The organism is Marinomonas rhizomae, assembly GCF_024397855.1.
Lineage (GTDB): Bacteria > Pseudomonadota > Gammaproteobacteria > Pseudomonadales > Marinomonadaceae > Marinomonas > Marinomonas rhizomae_A.
The window spans coordinates 3,084,515-3,101,186 of record NZ_CP073343.1; the positions used below are offsets into that span (position 1 = coordinate 3,084,515).

16 protein-coding genes and 1 tRNA gene are annotated in these 16,672 nt (G+C 43.7%); 10 read left to right on the top strand and 7 right to left on the bottom strand.

Annotated features, from left to right (window positions below):
* Positions 1-4 precede the first annotated feature (4 nt).
* Together KDW99_RS14515 and KDW99_RS14520 are read left to right on the top strand one after the other, a co-directional pair.
* On the top strand, positions 5-1,249 hold the full coding sequence (locus KDW99_RS14515) for an MFS transporter (RefSeq protein ID WP_255825719.1): 1,245 nt from the start codon (positions 5-7) through the stop codon (positions 1,247-1,249).
* A 55-nt stretch (positions 1,250-1,304) separates the two neighbouring features.
* Positions 1,305-2,741 carry an amidase gene (locus tag KDW99_RS14520; protein ID WP_255825721.1) on the top strand — a complete coding sequence of 479 codons (1,437 nt, stop codon included), beginning with the start codon at positions 1,305-1,307 and terminating at the stop codon, positions 2,739-2,741.
* A 66-nt stretch (positions 2,742-2,807) separates the two neighbouring features.
* Here KDW99_RS14520 and KDW99_RS14525 read toward each other — a convergent pair whose 3' ends face one another.
* On the bottom strand, positions 2,808-3,719 hold the full coding sequence (locus KDW99_RS14525; RefSeq protein ID WP_255825722.1) for a LysR family transcriptional regulator: 912 nt from the start codon (positions 3,717-3,719) through the stop codon (positions 2,808-2,810).
* Positions 3,720-3,818: 99 nt separating this feature from the next.
* Here KDW99_RS14525 and KDW99_RS14530 point away from each other — a divergent pair, with 99 nt between their 5' ends.
* On the top strand, positions 3,819-4,979 hold the full coding sequence (locus tag KDW99_RS14530) for an alanine racemase (protein ID WP_255825723.1): 1,161 nt from the start codon (positions 3,819-3,821) through the stop codon (positions 4,977-4,979).
* 1 nt (position 4,980) lies between these two features.
* Complete coding sequence (locus KDW99_RS14535) at positions 4,981-5,898, top strand: ornithine cyclodeaminase family protein (RefSeq protein WP_255825724.1); 918 nt, start codon at positions 4,981-4,983, stop codon at positions 5,896-5,898.
* 316 nt (positions 5,899-6,214) lie between these two features.
* Here KDW99_RS14535 and KDW99_RS14540 read toward each other — a convergent pair whose 3' ends face one another.
* Together KDW99_RS14540 and KDW99_RS14545 are read right to left on the bottom strand one after the other, a co-directional pair.
* Positions 6,215-7,249 (bottom strand): phosphotransferase enzyme family protein, encoded by a 1,035-nt coding sequence (locus KDW99_RS14540; protein ID WP_255825725.1) that lies wholly within the window; start codon positions 7,247-7,249, stop codon positions 6,215-6,217.
* Between the two features lie 2 nt (positions 7,250-7,251).
* Positions 7,252-8,550 (bottom strand): aspartate aminotransferase family protein, encoded by a 1,299-nt coding sequence (locus tag KDW99_RS14545; protein WP_255825726.1) that lies wholly within the window; start codon positions 8,548-8,550, stop codon positions 7,252-7,254.
* A gap of 140 nt (positions 8,551-8,690) precedes the next feature.
* Between KDW99_RS14545 and KDW99_RS14550 the strand changes: the two genes are divergently transcribed.
* The 4 genes from KDW99_RS14550 (at position 8,691) to KDW99_RS14565 (ending at position 11,484) form a co-directional block, all read left to right on the top strand.
* Positions 8,691-9,386, top strand: a complete 696-nt coding sequence (locus KDW99_RS14550; RefSeq protein WP_255825727.1) for a response regulator transcription factor — start codon at positions 8,691-8,693, stop codon at positions 9,384-9,386.
* A gap of 165 nt (positions 9,387-9,551) precedes the next feature.
* Positions 9,552-9,959, top strand: a complete 408-nt coding sequence (locus tag KDW99_RS14555; RefSeq protein ID WP_255825728.1) for a ketosteroid isomerase-related protein — start codon at positions 9,552-9,554, stop codon at positions 9,957-9,959.
* A 46-nt stretch (positions 9,960-10,005) separates the two neighbouring features.
* Positions 10,006-10,596, top strand: coding sequence for a GNAT family N-acetyltransferase (locus KDW99_RS14560; RefSeq protein ID WP_255825730.1), 591 nt, complete (start codon positions 10,006-10,008; stop codon positions 10,594-10,596).
* Positions 10,597-10,611: 15 nt separating this feature from the next.
* Positions 10,612-11,484, top strand: coding sequence for a carbon-nitrogen hydrolase family protein (locus KDW99_RS14565; RefSeq protein WP_255825731.1), 873 nt, complete (start codon positions 10,612-10,614; stop codon positions 11,482-11,484).
* A 58-nt stretch (positions 11,485-11,542) separates the two neighbouring features.
* Here KDW99_RS14565 and KDW99_RS14570 read toward each other — a convergent pair whose 3' ends face one another.
* Complete coding sequence (locus KDW99_RS14570) at positions 11,543-12,208, bottom strand: hypothetical protein (RefSeq protein WP_255825732.1); 666 nt, start codon at positions 12,206-12,208, stop codon at positions 11,543-11,545.
* Between the two features lie 318 nt (positions 12,209-12,526).
* On the opposite strand from KDW99_RS14570, the gene KDW99_RS14575 reads away from it, so the two are divergent.
* Both KDW99_RS14575 and KDW99_RS14580 read left to right on the top strand, forming a co-directional pair.
* The gene (locus KDW99_RS14575; RefSeq protein WP_255825734.1) at positions 12,527-12,874 is read left to right on the top strand and encodes a helix-turn-helix transcriptional regulator; all 348 of its coding nucleotides are present in this window, start codon (positions 12,527-12,529) and stop codon (positions 12,872-12,874) included.
* Positions 12,858-14,111, top strand: coding sequence for a type II toxin-antitoxin system HipA family toxin (locus KDW99_RS14580; protein WP_255825735.1), 1,254 nt, complete (start codon positions 12,858-12,860; stop codon positions 14,109-14,111). Before KDW99_RS14575 ends, KDW99_RS14580 begins: the two co-directional genes overlap by 17 nt.
* Positions 14,112-14,260: 149 nt before the next feature.
* Here KDW99_RS14580 and KDW99_RS14585 read toward each other — a convergent pair.
* From KDW99_RS14585 to uvrB, 3 genes are all read right to left on the bottom strand, one after another.
* Positions 14,261-14,337: transfer RNA gene (locus tag KDW99_RS14585), tRNA-Val, on the bottom strand.
* Positions 14,338-14,419: 82 nt separating this feature from the next.
* Complete coding sequence (locus KDW99_RS14590; RefSeq protein ID WP_072841210.1) at positions 14,420-14,608, bottom strand: hypothetical protein; 189 nt, start codon at positions 14,606-14,608, stop codon at positions 14,420-14,422.
* Positions 14,609-14,627: 19 nt separating this feature from the next.
* Entirely contained in the window at positions 14,628-16,652 is a 2,025-nt protein-coding gene (gene uvrB / locus KDW99_RS14595) for an excinuclease ABC subunit UvrB (protein ID WP_255825737.1), read from the bottom strand.
* Between the last annotated feature and the right edge of the window lie 20 nt (positions 16,653-16,672).

Below are 16,672 nucleotides of genomic sequence, written 5' to 3' on the forward strand. Positions count from 1 at the left end.
TGTTATGTCTATTGATCAATCATTACCGAGAAAAGCTTCAGGAAGTAAGGAAGGCCTTATCCTTGTACTGGGTAGTAGCCTTACTATTATGGGTTCTGTCATGGTTGCTCCCATGATACCCAAAATCGGGGCAGAATTCGGGCCAACCACGCCTGATGCAGCCACCCTAGTACCCTTAGCCATTGCAGGTCCTGCATTAGCAATTGCCATTTGTGCGCCCTTAGCGGGCTGGTTAGCAGATAGAGCTGGTCGTAAGAAATTACTTGTTATAGCCACGTTCCTATACGCACTCTTCGGTTTTGTACCCGCTATTTTAGGCGACTTAAATAGCATTGTAATCTCTCGCCTCCTCTTCGGTTGTGCTGAGGCCGCCATTATGACGTGTTGTACTACGTTAATTGCCGATTATTGGCTTGGTGAAGAGAGGATGAAGTTTGTCAATTTCCAAGTGATAGCCATCGGATTAATTGGCTCCTTGTTTTTTGTTATTGGTGGAGTACTGGGTGAAGAATCGTGGAGAACACCGTTTTATCTCTACCTTCTACCGTTATTACTCATTCCGTTTATGCTCAAAGTACTTTGGGAGCCAAGCAAAGAATCAAGGACGGATGAAGCGGAAGCCTTCTCGGGCGTACCTGCATCAGCAGAAAAAATTGCTATGTTTCCACTTATCATCAGCTACTTAATGATACTGGGCGGTATGGTGCTGAACTTTGTGATTCCGATTCAAACGCCTACTTTACTGGTTCAAATGGGAGTGACATCCACAACCGAAATAGGTATGTCTGCGGGATTAAGCTTACTTGCAACCCTAATAGGTTCAATCCTTTGGCCTGTATTGCGTCGCCTATTCGGACTTAATCTTTGCAACGCCATACTGTTTGCTTTGGTTGGTACAGGACTATGGCTACTTTCCAATGCAACGACGTACCAACAAGTACTTTTTGCAGTAACGATTCAAGGTATTGGTGCTGGTCTAATGGTACCTAATATCATGGCCGCAACAATGAACATCCTTCCTGCAAAAGTACGCGGTCGTGGTTTGGGGATTTTCACATCCAGTTTGTATCTTGGCCAATTTGTAAGCCCGATCATTGTCAGCATTATTTTATCAACTGGCTCTGATCTTCGTGGCACGATTTACAGCCTCGCTATTGCTGGCTTTGTTGTTGCTGCTTTGTGGGTCATTTCAAGTATTTTCCTAAGCAATAAAGGCTCAAGTCCAGAGTCAGAAAGCTCTTTACCTTAGCTAAAAATCTTAACCGGGCAACACTATGTTGCCCCTTTTCTAAGTGGATATTTTTATGAAAGACATACACAACTTAGTCGACACCCATGATGGAATCGGTCTCGCTGAACTCGTTAAAAAAGGCGATATCAAATCCACTGAGTTATTAGAGTGCTGTATTGAACGCGCTGAGAAAGTGAATCCAGAAATTAACGCTATCGCAGAAAAACTCTACGATTCTGCACGACAAGCAACGCCAAATGATGGCCTATTTTCTGGCGTTCCAACGTTTGTCAAAGACTTGTTTGCACCTGTAGCGGAAGCCCGCATGACAAATGGCTCACATGCGCTCGGTGAAGCACGCCCAGGCATGGACGACAACCTTGTTAGCCGTTTGCGCAAAACTGGCTGTACTTTTATTGGTACCAGTACAGCCCCTGAATTTGGTGCCTCTTACACGACCGAGTCCACCCGTTTTGGCCCAACCCGTAACCCATGGAATACCGACCACAGCTGTGGCGGATCAAGTGGTGGTTCAGCCGCTCTGGTTGCCGCTCGCGTCGTACCCTTTACTCACGCTAATGACGGCGGTGGTTCTATTCGAGTCCCCTCTTCTTGCTGTGGCCTTTTTGGCATGAAACCAAGCCGTGGCCGTATGCCAAATGGTCCTTTAGTAGGTGAAGGTTGGGGAGGATTCGGTACGGCTCACGCCATCTCTCTTTCGGTGCGAGACAGCGCTGCCTTAATGGATTTGACTGCAGGCATGGATCTCGGTGCGCCCTATGCATCACCAGGTCAATCCATGTCATTTCTCGAGGCAACAAAGACGCCCGTTCGCCCACTGCGTATCGCATTAGTGGAAAGCATGGATCCATGGCCAAGTTCCCCTGAGTCTTTGGCCGCTGTTAGGCATGCCGCAAAACTGTGTGAAAGCCTAGGACATAAGGTGACTCAAACTGTCTTACCTGTCGATTTGTATCAGTTCTTTGATCAGTGTTTCGATATCATCGGCACTAATACTAAAAACTATGTCGAACTTTTGGGAGAGATGCGTGGCAAGCCAGTGTCTCTAGAAGAGTTGCAAGTTCATACACGCATAATGATTCGTGAAAAGGGTGACATAGGTGCGATTCAATACGTAAGAGCCATTGAATCCATGCATGCATTAGGCCGTAATTTCGCGAATTACATGAGTGATTATGATGTCATTTTGACACCGACACTTGCTAAACCACCGGTACTCATTGGCACGCTGGACGTGATGGATGAGAGCAAGTCTGCTGATGATATGATTCAGAATTATCACAGCTATTCGCCCTACACGTGTCTTTTCAATGCCACAGGACAACCTGCTATGTCAGTTCCGCTTTATTGGACGGAACATGGCTTACCAATTGGCGCTCATTTCGCAGGACGGTTTGGCGATGAAGAAACCCTTTTCTCTCTTGCCGCCCAACTCGAAGCCGCACAACCCTGGTTTAATAACCGACCAAAATTAAGCGCTTGTTTATAACTGCCCTTTTCTATTCTGATTCACCTCCCTTTAACCCCGAAAGATTCGTTCGGGGTCTTTTTTTATCTAGGCCTTTTTCCATGGGGATAGACTTAATGATGTCTTTAACATATCGATAAAGCCTGATACTCGTGCTGAGCGTTCATTTTTCCCACTGCTCACCAGAGCAACAATATCAGCATCAGGCAACTGATAACTAGAAAGTAATTGTACTAATTCTCCCCGCTTTATTTCTGGCGTTACATCCCACTCCGATCGCATAATAATACCCAATCCTAAAAGAGCCCAGTCTTTAACCACACGCCCTTCATTACTTGCCAAGCTTGGATGAATACGAATCGAGGAATGTTCACCATCAAGGTTTTTGAAGTCCCAAAGTGTAACGTCTTCATTGTTTTCTCGCAGAGCAATACAGGTATGACTTAATAAGTCTTTAGGCGTTTGGGGGACTCCATTTTTCTTCAGATAATCAGGAGAAGCGCAAATAAAACGCTTATTCCGCGCTAATGGAATCATTTTCAAAGATGAGTTTTTCAGCTCTCCAATATAGATAATCACATCCCATTTATGGTGAGCAGACCAATTCGGGTTATCTGATAGCTCTAACTCAATTTCCAATCCAGGGTGGTTTATTTTGTATTTAGCTAATAATTTAGCTACGTAATCATTACCAAAACCCAGTGGCGCGAGTACTCTTAATTTACCTACTACATGCGCTCTCACATCATTAAGCTGTGTTTGTAAATCATCAATCTGCTCTAAAATTAGCTCTCCCTTCTCCACTAGCAACTTAGCCTCATCGGTCAAGCTAACTACTCGAGACGGTCTCTGCACCAAAGGCACAGCTAATTTTTTCTCAATATGCTGAACCCTTAACGTCACTGAGGGAGCACTTACATTCAGCACACGAGCCGCTTCAGCCATAGTTTTACAACGACTAAGTACCAGTAAAAAAGACAAATCTTCCGTTGTTATCATTAAGTTTCAACTTAACTAATTAGTAATTCTAGGTTAATTTACTTTAAACCACTTTCACCAAATACTACAGCCTAATCATCACATAGGGTTGAAACTGACATGAAAGTAAAAACAAAACACGACCTCGATAAAAAAAAGCGAGCGTTGGACACCCCCTTTTTAGCTGTCGATAAAATAAAATTTCTACATAACATTAAGCGACTTAATAGGATCCTAAGCGGCTTCAATACACATCTACGCCCCCACTTTAAAACCATCCGCTCTATAGAGGCATTGCCGTATTTACTAACCGATAAACAGAGCCCTATTACCGTTTCAACGATAAAAGAAGCCCAGTCCTTAGTCGAAACAGGATACACAAATGTGCTTTACGCAGTCGGTATAGTGGAAGACAAACTGGATAGAATTCACGCCCTTAATAAACAAGGCGCTAGCGTGATGGTCATTCTTGATAGCCTAAATCAAGCTCTAAGCATTAATCGCTACTGTGAAAATAACAATTGCTCTATCAATGTTTTAATTGAAATTGATTGTGATGGACATCGAGGAGGTATAGCACCAAATGACCCACAACTGATCACCATTGCAGATACCTTAAACCAAGGGCAAGGAAGGTTTTTTGGCATTCTCACCCATGCTGGCGAGTCCTATCATTGCGTCGATAAAACCAGCCTGCAACAAGCCGCACAAAATGAAGTCGATCAAGCCCGCTTAGCCGCTAAAAAGCTATTAGAACACGACATTAACTGCCAAGTTGTGTCCATTGGCTCAACACCAACCGCACATAATTACACGGAATTAGAAGGCATCACCGAAGTAAGAGCAGGTGTTTATACTTTTTTTGATTTGGTCATGACAGGAATCGGGGTATGCAATACAAATGATATTGCTGCTACGGTTGTGGCAACGGTTATAGGACACAACAGAGAAAAAGGCTGGCTATTTATTGATGCAGGATGGATGGCACTATCTGCAGACAAAGGTACTGCTGAGCAATCTAAAGATTGCGGCTATGGCCTTGTTGCAAACTCTGATAGCCAATTACTAGGTCACATGCAGGTCATAAGCGCTAATCAGGAGCATGGCATTGTTGCAAGTGCAACTGCGCAAGCCATCAATCACGATGACTTCCCTATAGGAACACGGTTACACATTTTACCGAATCACGCTTGTGCAACGACGTCCATGCACACGTCTTATCATGTTTTTGATCATCTAGAAAACACTTACGAAACTTGGAACCGCATACAAGGCTGGTAATATGATTCATCTTAATGAAGAACACACATCCAAACTCATCACACACGAATTGGCCTATGACGCTATTAAAAATGCGTTAACGGCCGTTATTTCCGACAATGCGACACTCTTTCCTGTCGTCAATGCAGGTGGTGCCGCCCCAAATACCGTATTTTCCCTGAAAGCCGCTTGTACCGATAAGGTTGTCGGTTGGAAAACCGGAAGCTATTGGCCAAACAATGCGTCACTAGGCCGACCTTGCCATGGCACAACAATTTTCTTGCTTGACCCAGAAACAGGCGCATTAAAAGCCATCATTGAAGCCAGTGCGGTAAACGCTTATCGCACAGCCGCCGCAGATGCCGTCGCCGTTGATTACTTAGCTCGAAAAGACTCAACCACCTTAGCCATTTTTGGAACGGGTCACCAAGCGGAATATGAAGCCATGGCGGTTTGTAATGTGAGATCAATTAACTCTGTGTTCGTCGTTGGTCGCTCTAGTGAGAAGGCCAATATTTTTGTCGAAAGGTTAAAAGCAAAAGGACTAAATGCCAAAGCCGTTGATGCCCAGTTCGCCTGTATGAGCGCTGACATTATTGTCACTGCAACCACCTCAAACGAACCCTTGTTTCGCGCCGAGTGGGTAAAACCTGGCACCCATATCTCAGCCATGGGAGCGGATAAGAAAGGCAAACAGGAACTTCCTGTCGAACTGTATTCAAACGCCTTATTGTTTTGCGACTTCGCCAAACAATCGGTTGAGATTGGCGAACTTCAACATACGAGCAACAGCAATATAACCAACATTGGGCAAGTGATTAACGCTACATCCACTGGACGAACGTCAGCGAATGACATCACGATTTTTGATAGTTCAGGCATCGCGCTTCAAGACCTTTTCATTGCTGAAAAACTGCTCAACATTCACGAGGGGAATTAATGATGAATTTACCGACAATTCAAGATATTTATAAAGCAGCAGAAAGAATTTCTCCATTAATACAAAATAATGTGGATGACATTCTGACAGTCAGGGAAGAGTAGATTATTCAAGCAATGAGACTGGTCTGGGAGCAGATAAAAATCGTTATTGAGCCCAGCCGTGCCGTTAGCTGCTTTGGAACGAAGTGAGTAGTAACTGAATAAATACTTTGTGCTTAAAGGCATCTACCTTACTGGTGAAAAATGACATAAAAAAATGGGTTGTTTTGTATAACAACCCATTTTTTCATTATCACAGCCTACACTCTTTTATCTCAATTAGTCTGGGTGGTTTGATATTTATCGGCCCACTCTAAAAACTGATTGGCTTGATTCATCGCACGCTCAATCAAATCACCAGCTAACTCTTTTGCCGTATCCGTTTCTTGACGACTACGAATCCATCCAAGATAGGTGAAACTACGTAATACCAAGAACAAATCAAGCAATGCGAGCTCTTCTTCCGGTAGCTCACGCTTAGAACGATAACCTTCAATAGTCGCGGCCTTTATAACCTCATAATGCGTCTCGGTTTGCATAAAGTATAATGCCGTTGCAATCTCGAACATATACCAACTAAATCCCGCATCATCAAAATCAATCGGGCGTATCTTATCCCCCTCTATCATTAAGTTATGAGGATCAAAATCGGCATGTATCAAACCATAGTTGTCAGGCGTTTTTTCAATGCCTTGTAACATCTCAGTGGCTTTTGCTCGTGCTTCTTCTATTTTGGCTTTTTGCTCAGAAGTCAGTAATTCCAACTCCCAAAAACGTCCCCAAAATGGTTCTTCGCCTACCAAACCCTCTAAGTCCCAAGAGTGACGTTTGAAGCCCTCTGGTAAAGTCCAAGTAGAAGATTGATTATGCAACTGAGCGGCAATCTCTCCGATTGTGTGGTACATGACTCGGCTTTCCTCAGCCGTTGGTACAACACCTTCTTCTGCACCAAGAGAGGTACCATCTACCCAACCAAACAGGTCTACATACACATCTTCCCCGGTTTCTGGAATGATCACCTTGGTCATCAATTCTCCTGCGTTCGTCTTAATAACATCAGGCGTCTCAATACCAAAATCAGACAGTGCACTCATCCACTGAAGTTCAGAATACAGTGCCGCATAATCATGATAACCAGGGCGATGAATTCGCAATGCGAAGCGCTCACCTTCTTTAGTTGTTAGTTTGTATACCGCATTTTCACGAAACTTAATCAGGTCTAAAGTAGAGCCTTCTAGCCCCCAATGTGACATTGACGCTTCGGCAGCCGCCGTTAACTGTACTAAACGGGGATCGATTTGATTCGTCATATTTATACCTCTTCAGAAACGGCAGTGAACGCCTTAGCCAGAGCGGCTAGCAGAATGTCTGCGTGCTCAGGTTTAAATGGCATAGGGGGACGGATTTTTAAAACGGAGTCATCAGGCCCGATCGTACTAATCAAGACGCCATGATGACGCATGAAATTGACAATCTGCTTAGCTTGTTTTTTTGCCGGCGTTTTTAATGTTTTGTCTAGAACCAACTCGACACCAAAGAACATGCCTCGACTTCTCACATCGCCGATTAAGTCAAACTCTTGTTGTAACTTAAGTAGACCTTCAGTGACGTATTGCCCTGTCTTGACAGCATTTTCTAATAAATTATCTTCTTCCAGTGCATCCAAAACAGCGTTGCCAACAGCACAGGCAACTGGTGTTCCACCAAACGTGTTAAAATACATAGCGTGTTTGGTGAAAGCATTCACATTGTCTAAGTTAGAAACAACGCCAGCTAATGGAAAACCATTACCCATTGGTTTGCCCATGGTGACAATGTCTGGCACAACGTCATACCACTGATGTGCCCACATATGCTTGCCAGTGCGACCAAAGCCGGCTTGAACTTCATCAAAAATGACATAGCCGCCCGCAGCACGTACCATTTCTGCAGCGTCTTCGAGAAACCCTTCTGGAATATTTAACAAACCTTCATTGGCGAAATCGGGACACACCAACATGCCAGCCACACCAAGTCCCTCTTCTTGGAAGGCTTGAATCGCTTTTTCGATATGCTTAAGGTAAGCGTCTTTTAGTGCTTCTGGTGGTACATCTGGAAGACCACGATAGGTATCTGGAATAGGAAAAGAGCGCACGCGCTTTGTCGCTTTGGCTTCAGGCATAAAGCCTGTACCCAACTCACCAACCGCTTCGGTATTCCCATGATAAGCCGCATCGGTCACAATAATGCCTTGAGAACCCGACATGAATCGCGCCATGCGCAGTGCAAGCTCATTTGCCTCACTGCCCGTACATGTCAGCATCGCTGCATTTAGAGGTTCTGCAAATGTAGAGGTCAATCGCTCAAGGTAATTAACAATATTTTCATGCAAATACCGAGTATGAATATTCAACGTACTGGCTTGTTGAGTGATGGCATTAACCACTCTTGGGTTACAATGACCTACATGCGGTACATTGTTATAACAATCTAAAAATTTGTTATCGTCTGCATCGTATAACCAAACACCTTCGCCACGAGCAAGATGAATCGGCTGCTCATAAAATAATGGCGAGTACTTACCAATCGTGTTGTGGCGTCGTTGTAGTAACAACTCTGTTTGACTTTCCATTGTAGCACCTACAAAAAACCGTAAAATAGAAACGACATTCTAGTACTACTCAATCAATACGAGTATCAACCAGATGGTTGATACTCGTCGGAGTAGAATAAAACCAATGATCTATAATTAAATAATTTGGTGGTGACAGTTTGCAGGGCAATCAATTTCCTAGTTTATTCCAGGCCAAGAGCCTTGAACTGATCAACGACCTTATACCGGTAAGCGGGTCTGTGTTTTTCTTGGTACAGCCAGATATGAAACACCAAGGCACCTACCTTTCAAATGCTCCTTCTGATATTGAAAAAGCCTACAACTCAACCTACTTTGCAATTGATCCACTTCACCCAAGCCTCTTCAAGCACTCCAGCGAACGAATTGTCACGCTCAGCGCTCAAATCTCGACTGAACGTTTAATGAATCATCGCTACTATCTTGAATTTATGCAGAAGTACCAACACAGATACGTCTTAGACATGTTTTTCCGTAATTCGCGAAATGAAATTATTGCCGTTATTAGCTTATTAAGGACCCAGTTTCAAAACGACTTTACCCAACAAGAAATTAAGCTAATGCATTCCGTTCATTCTTTCATGGAGTACAGCTTAAACTCGGTTTACCTTCCTAAACGAGATCAAGAGCGTACTGATTTACAAACTCGATATAGCCTAACTGACAGAGAATTAGATGTATTAGAAATGCTTATATCAGGTGCCAGCAATAAAGAGATAGCCAAACACATAGAAATGGGGTTAGCGACCTTGAAAACCCATTTGAACCATATTTTTAAAAAGACTGCCGTTCAATCCAGAACAGAGCTAACAGCCAAAATAATGTCTGAACTGTAAATAAAGGCTGCAAATTTTATAAGCTCCGCTTTCAATGCAAGCAACGCCTTATATAGACGACAGGCACTTGCTTGTTTTTGCCAGTTTGATAAAAAAACCTTTCTCGACACGCCGTAAATAATTAACATTCTGCCTTTGACTTTTTACCACTTAGGAACCTTTGCCATGAGCCAGACAACGATTGAACTACTGCAAACCTATTACGATGCCTTCAATGCTCAAGACATGGATACCTTTTTGTCTTTACTAACCGACGACGTTATTCACGACATAAATCAAGGCGACCGTGAAATAGGCAAAGATACCTTTGCAAGCTTCATGGAACGCATGAACAACAACTACAAAGAAACCATTGTTGATATCGTCGTCATGTCCAATCCTGCAGGCGACCGTGCAGCCGTTGAATTCACTGTATTAGGCGAATACATCGCCACCGACGAAGGCTTACCAGAAGCCAATGGCCAAACCTATAAACTGCCAGCTGGCGCTTTCTTCGACATTCGCGATGGTAAAGTTGCACGTGTCACGAATTACTACAATCTAGAAGACTGGATAGCGCAAGTATCAGCGTAAAGACACTGACTGATTAACAACTGATAAACCGTAGAGCGAGCACCTTATGCTGACATTTCAACGTTTATCCGGCTCTTCCCTGAACCAGTACATTGATGAACTGGCCCAGCTGCGTATGCGTGTCTTTCGTGACTTCCCATATCTTTATGATGGCGATACGCAATACGAAGCCCGCTACCTAAAAACCTATATTGAAGCCCCCAACAGCGTGATCGTATTGGCCTTTGATGGCGATAAAATCGTTGGTGCTTCAACCGGTTTGCCTCTAGGTTATGAGACCGACGAAGTAACACAGCCATTTACAACGGCTGGTTACAATCTTGATGAGATTTTCTACTGTGGCGAATCGGTACTCTTACCTGAGTATCGTGGCCAAGGCGCAGGTGTGGCCTTTTTCGACCATCGCGAAGCCCATGCAAAAAGCTTAGAAGGCATAAAATACACTTGCTTTTGTGGCGTGCAACGCCCCGACAATCACCCAGCTCGCCCTACCAACTACCAACCACTGGATCAATTCTGGTCTAACAGAGGTTATGAGAAACGCCCAGAACTGGCCACTCATTTCAGCTGGAAAGAAATAGGTGAACAAGAAGAATCCCTTAAACCCATGACCTTTTGGATGAAGTCCTTGGCATGAACGAGATGACAGAATATGAGTGCATTTAAACTGGCGACGGCACAATACGACATTAGCTTTTTCACACAATGGGAAGAATTTGTTGACAAACTAGAAAGCTGGGTATCGAATGCCGCTAAACAAAATGCCAAACTATTGGTGTTCCCCGAGTACGGCAGCATGGAACTGGCCTCGCTGTTTGGCGAAGCCGTTTACAGTGACTTGCAGAAACAGCTTCACGCCATGCAAACCCTATTACCAAAGTGGCATGACCTGCATGAAGAATTGGCAACACGCTATAACGTATTCATCCTCGCCAGTAGTTTCCCTACCCAGCAGAATGACGGTCGATTTTTAAATCGCGCACATTTTTTTGGCCCTGCTGGCCTAATTGATTATCAAGATAAATTGATGATGACGCGCTTTGAAAACGAGCAATGGCACATCAGCGGTGGCGAACAGATCAAGGTTATTGATACCGACCTTGGCCGCATTGGCATTCATATTTGCTATGACTCCGAATTCCCCATGATCGCCAACCAACAAGTAGCAGCGGGAGCAGATCTTCTATTGGTGCCAAGCTGCACAGACACTCAAGCAGGCTTTCACCGTGTACGAATAGGCTGCCAAGCTCGCGCTTTAGAAAACCAATGCTATGTGGTGCAATCCCCTACCATTGGCAACGCGCCTTGGTCTGAAGCTGTAGACGTGAATACCGGCCGTGCCAGCGTCTATACACCAGTGGATTATGGTTTTCCTGATAATGGCATATTAGTAGAAGGCAAAGACAATGAAGCTGGCTGGGTTTACGCCACTGTCGACCTAACCGAAATCGCCCGCATTCGTGAAGAAGGCCAAGTGTTTAACTACCGCGACTGGCCCAAGCAATTTGACCTAAAAGGCCTATAAATAAATCCCGATGCAGCTATTTTAGCCTTGGGATTGTTTCATCCGACTATGCAAAGAGTCATATTGGTTTGTAAGTAACCTTCATCTTAACGGAAGTATTGCCTTCAAATGTGTGTGAAAAAGAGCGAGGTTCGCTAGCAAAGATATCAATAGCCTGCAATTGCTGGCCTATCGTTCGAAAGGTGTAAGCGGATGAATAACTTAATAGAAAACTAGCCTGCAAAATACTATCTCGCTTTCTATCTAACTCACAATCGACTTCAAATTTATACACGTCGCCAACGTACAAGGTCTCAGTAATAGGCCTAGCTTCACATGAGGCGTCTCTTTCTAAGATCACAATATCGGATATCATGACTCGCACAGGGTCTTTTTTCGACTGAGAAACCGCCCTCGCGTCATTGGATTTATCGATATTCTTTAGCAGCCACCTATCCAAGCTCAAAATATTATCGATGTAATCTTGCTTGGTAAAAGCGATTGTAATGTGTGGCGCTTTCACTTTTTCGCCTGTCACCAACTGGATGAATGAAGAGATTCCAGATGCGGTATGCAAATTATCCGCACTCAACTTTTTCAAGTCTCCCCTTTCCATCAACGCCATTTCATCTCGGCTAAGTTGAGGAAAAATAGATCCATCGATTTTGGGGAAGGTCAGCACCTCAGCGAACAAGACTCGGCTGGATACTAATAGAAAAACAAACAACGCCACTCGACCAGCCATCTTACATCCTATAAATAATTTCCATGGAAAGCAGGATAGCAAAAACCACAAAATAAATACTGACCTTTTATCGTTTTCAATCCTGCCTCATACAGATTTGCACGAGTTTATTCGTTCATAACAACTATGATTTGATTACCCACGCCATTCGAATCGAATTTTGATTTGAATGCGCACTCCATTCGAATTATCAACGGCTATATCTATGCCATTTACACTAATCATTAATCCCAAAAAAAAGAAACTCCTAAGTTGCCTTAAAACAAAATAGCAACTAATATATTTCTATTCCAGAAAAAGCAACTTATTAGTTTCCTTATGATGAATCTACTACAGCAAATCAAACATCGTCGTTTAGTACTGAAACTCAAGCAGAATGACATGCCTATGCGTATTGGTATTTCTAGGCAGCAGTACCAACGGCTTGAAGCAAAAGGCAATCCAAGACTCGATACTCTTGAACTGATTGCCAAGGGTCTCAATAGCGACGTCATGCTGATTCCAAAAGAAAAGCTGAATGCTGTTTTAGCTGTTCTTGAAAGTGATGGTAACAACACATCTTTACCGCACAAACAGCCTGATCATTCTGATGAACAAAAACAACTATCGGATGACCCATGGAAAGGATTACTAGAAGATGGAGACGAATATGACAACGGAAATTAGTGTCCTTAAGTTGACGTTACATGGCCATCTAGTGGGGTATTTGGCAGGGGCAAAGAATGGACGTAATGTTTTACATTTTGCTGAAAGCTTTCAATCTAATATAGCGCGCCCCACTTTTAGCTTAACTACACATCCAAATTTTCCACGTTCCAATAAAATGCTATCTGAGCCATGGGCGACAAACCAACGCCTGCACCCTATTTTGTCTAATCTATTGCCTGAAGGTTCATTGCGGGAACTAATCGCTCAAGGGCTCAAAACCCATGTTGATAATGAGTTCCATATTTTGTCTTATCTGGGTATGGATTTACCTGGTGCATTAGTCGCTGAACCGATGGAGCCTGAAGATGTGCCTCTACATTTATTCTCATCTCATGGCCAAGTAAAAGCAGTTAAATTCGACAAACTCAGCCAAGAAAACAAATTCTCCTTGGCAGGCGTTCAGATGAAGTTTTCCATGAAGGAAAAAGACGGTCGATACAACCTATCGAAAGGCAATGTGCTTGGCGATTGGATTGTGAAAACACCCTCTACTAAACACAAAGAAGTGCCTGCCAACGAGTTCACAGCCATGACTCTCGCTTCCCTCATTGGCGTAGATATTCCTGAAATAAAATTGGTCGAGATAGACCAATTAGATAACCTTCCACAAATCAATCTTCCTGATGAAAAATTGGCCTTCGCCATAAAGCGATTTGACCGACATAACGACCAACGTATTCACATGGAAGACTTTGCTCAAGTTCTTGTGAAGTACCCACATGAAAAATACAATTCAGGCAACTACGAACAAATAGCAAAAATCCTGTATCAGTTTTCTGGTGATGGTCTAAATGACGCCCAACAACTTGCCCGTCGTTTACTCGCCAACATCCTATTAGCAAACGGCGACGCCCATTTGAAAAACTGGAGCTTACTGTATTCAGATCAAGTCACCCCCAGACTCTCGCCAGCTTACGACATAGTTACCACTAGCGTTTATATTGAAAACGAACAGCACTTTGCCCTTAACCTCGCAAAGACAAAAGCTTGGTACGATGTCTCCTATAAACACTTTGAACATTGGGCTACTAAATCAGATATTCCATGGCGAGCAATCAAACCACATTTGGACGATGCAATAGAAAAAGCCAGAACACTTTGGCCGAACGCGCTAAAAGACCTACCAATGAATGAAGATCACAAACAACAGCTAAGACAACATTGGCAAAGGCTTCATGAGGATTTTCGAGTTTAAGCGTTTTAGGAAATCGTTTTTTGGGAGGTCAGTAAAATAAGCAGAAGAGGCTTTATCGTTTTCAGATACAAAAAAGCCCCGACGTTGTGAATTATCACAAACTGTCGAGGCTTTCTGTTATTACTTACTTTTTATTGTTACTTAAATAGTGGTAGGACTAAGCAGATTCGAACTGCTGACCTCTACCATGTCAAGGTAGCGCTCTAACCAACTGAGCTATAGTCCTAAAAAGTGTTGGCTATTATACGCAGAGGTTTGCTTTTGACAAGCCCTCGTTGATATTTTTTGAAGCCTTTGTTTTAAAACCATTATTCACTGACAGGTACGAGTAGTTCATGACCAATCACTTCGTCAATTAAGCCGTAAGGCACTTTGTATTTTTTGTCTTTAAATCGAACCAGTGCGTAGTCGTAGCACATCTCAATTACGGTGCAGTTGACGATAACGCCGTTGTCAATAACACGGATAATGTTGTAATTTCTTAAGGTAATCGCCACGCTTATCTCCTGCCTTCTATCATTCACCAACGTCTTTTAGTTTTTTCTGTAGTTGACGAATTTGGTCACGGTAACCTGCCGCCAATTCAAACTTCAACTCTTCCGATGCCAGCATCATTTCTTTTTGCAGCTGAATCATAGCTTTGCGCACTTGAGCAACGTCTTCCATGCTTTCCACTTGGTAATCTTTTGCTGTCTCGGCCACTTTCTTGGTTTTGCTGCCGCGCTTGCCCGCTCCTGGGTTGTACGCCCCTTCCATGATGTCTTCGACAGATTTAGTAATGCCTGTTGGCGTAATGCCATGCTCTTCGTTGTGAGCTTGCTGTTTTTCTCGACGTCGATTCGTTTCGCTAATCGCCCGATCCATAGAACCAGTAATGCGGTCTGCATACAAAATGGCTTTACCATTAACGTTACGGGCAGCACGACCAATGGTCTGAATCAGTGATTTCTCCGATCGTAAGAAGCCTTCTTTATCGGCATCAAGAATCGCCACTAGGCTGACTTCTGGAATATCCAAACCTTCTCGCAATAAGTTGATCCCGACTAAGACATCAAACTCACCAAGACGCAGATCTCGAATAATCTCTACGCGCTCAACGGTATCAATATCAGAATGTAAATAACGCACACGAACGCCATGATCACTCAAGTAGTCACTTAAATCTTCCGCCATGCGTTTAGTTAGCGTCGTCACCAGAACGCGCTCACCAATCGGTGTTCGTAGATTAATTTCAGACAACAAGTCGTCCACCTGAGTCGCCACAGGTCGAACTTCTAGAATTGGATCTATCAAGCCAGTCGGACGAACAATTTGCTCTACTACCCAGTCTTGATGCTCTTCTTCGTATTTGCCCGGTGTGGCTGAAACAAAGATAGTTTGCGGTTTAATCTGCTCCCATTCTTCGAATCGCATAGGACGATTATCCAGAGCAGAAGGCAATCGGAAGCCATATTCAACAAGGTTCTCTTTACGTGATCTGTCACCTTTGTACATGGCGCCAATCTGCGACACGGTAACGTGGGATTCATCGATTACCAACAAGGCATTCGCTGGTAAATAATCAAATAATGTTGGCGGTGGTGAACCTTCTTCTCGACCCGATAAGTAGCGCGAATAGTTTTCGATGCCGTTGCAGTAGCCAAGCTCTTGCATCATTTCTAAATCGTATCGCGTACGCTGATCAAGGCGTTGCATTTCCACTAATTTGTTCAGTGATTTTAGCTGTTCAAGGCGCTGATCCAATTCCACTTTAATGCGTTCAATCGCCGCTTGTACGGTTTCTTTTGGTGTCACGTAGTGCGTTTTCGGGTAAATCGTCACTCGAGGCACTTTGCGAATGGTCTTGTTGGTTAACGGATCAATCATCGACAAAGTTTCGACTTCGTCATCAAATAGTTCGATACGAATCGCCGTGTCTTCCGAGTCCGCTGGAAATACCTCAATCACATCACCACGCACACGAAAGTTACCACGCTCTAATACCAAATCGTTGCGGCTGTATTGCAGTTCTGCCAAACGACGCAACACATCGCGTTGATCAATACGATCACCACGATCAAGATGCAACATCATTTTTAAATAAGATTGCGGATCACCCAAACCATAAATCGCTGACACGGTGGCAACGATAATAACGTCTTCACGCTCTAGTAAGGCTTTAGTCGCCGACAGGCGCATTTGCTCAATGTGCTCATTGACTGAGGCGTCTTTTTCGATAAAGGTATCAGACGCAGCCACATAAGCTTCTGGCTGATAATAATCGTAGTAGGAAACAAAATATTCTACGGCGTTATTGGGAAAGAACTCTTTGAATTCGCCGTAAAGCTGTGCCGCCAAGGTTTTGTTATGCGCCATAACTATAGTTGGACGCTTTACTTGCGAGATCACATTGGCAATGGTGTAGGTTTTACCTGAGCCAGTTACCCCAAGTAAGGTTTGGTGGGCCAAGCCCGACTCGACTCCACTAACAAGTTTCTCAATGGCTTTAGGCTGATCGCCTGCGGGTGAATAAGATGAAACAACCTGAAACTCGTGCGACACGGATATCTTCCCTTAGCTTT

Coding starts and splice junctions, on each gene's coding strand:
- KDW99_RS14565 (WP_255825731.1), top strand. CDS start 10,612: ATGAGTGCATTTAAACTGGCGACGGCACAATACGACATTAGCTTTTTC.
- KDW99_RS14525 (WP_255825722.1), bottom strand. CDS start 3,719: ATGATAACAACGGAAGATTTGTCTTTTTTACTGGTACTTAGTCGTTGT.
- KDW99_RS14515 (WP_255825719.1), top strand. CDS start 5: ATGTCTATTGATCAATCATTACCGAGAAAAGCTTCAGGAAGTAAGGAA.
- KDW99_RS14535 (WP_255825724.1), top strand. CDS start 4,981: ATGATTCATCTTAATGAAGAACACACATCCAAACTCATCACACACGAA.
- KDW99_RS14530 (WP_255825723.1), top strand. CDS start 3,819: ATGAAAGTAAAAACAAAACACGACCTCGATAAAAAAAAGCGAGCGTTG.
- KDW99_RS14570 (WP_255825732.1), bottom strand. CDS start 12,208: ATGGCTGGTCGAGTGGCGTTGTTTGTTTTTCTATTAGTATCCAGCCGA.
- KDW99_RS14555 (WP_255825728.1), top strand. CDS start 9,552: ATGAGCCAGACAACGATTGAACTACTGCAAACCTATTACGATGCCTTC.
- KDW99_RS14540 (WP_255825725.1), bottom strand. CDS start 7,249: ATGACGAATCAAATCGATCCCCGTTTAGTACAGTTAACGGCGGCTGCC.
- KDW99_RS14520 (WP_255825721.1), top strand. CDS start 1,305: ATGAAAGACATACACAACTTAGTCGACACCCATGATGGAATCGGTCTC.
- KDW99_RS14545 (WP_255825726.1), bottom strand. CDS start 8,550: ATGGAAAGTCAAACAGAGTTGTTACTACAACGACGCCACAACACGATT.
- KDW99_RS14560 (WP_255825730.1), top strand. CDS start 10,006: ATGCTGACATTTCAACGTTTATCCGGCTCTTCCCTGAACCAGTACATT.
- KDW99_RS14580 (WP_255825735.1), top strand. CDS start 12,858: ATGACAACGGAAATTAGTGTCCTTAAGTTGACGTTACATGGCCATCTA.
- KDW99_RS14575 (WP_255825734.1), top strand. CDS start 12,527: ATGATGAATCTACTACAGCAAATCAAACATCGTCGTTTAGTACTGAAA.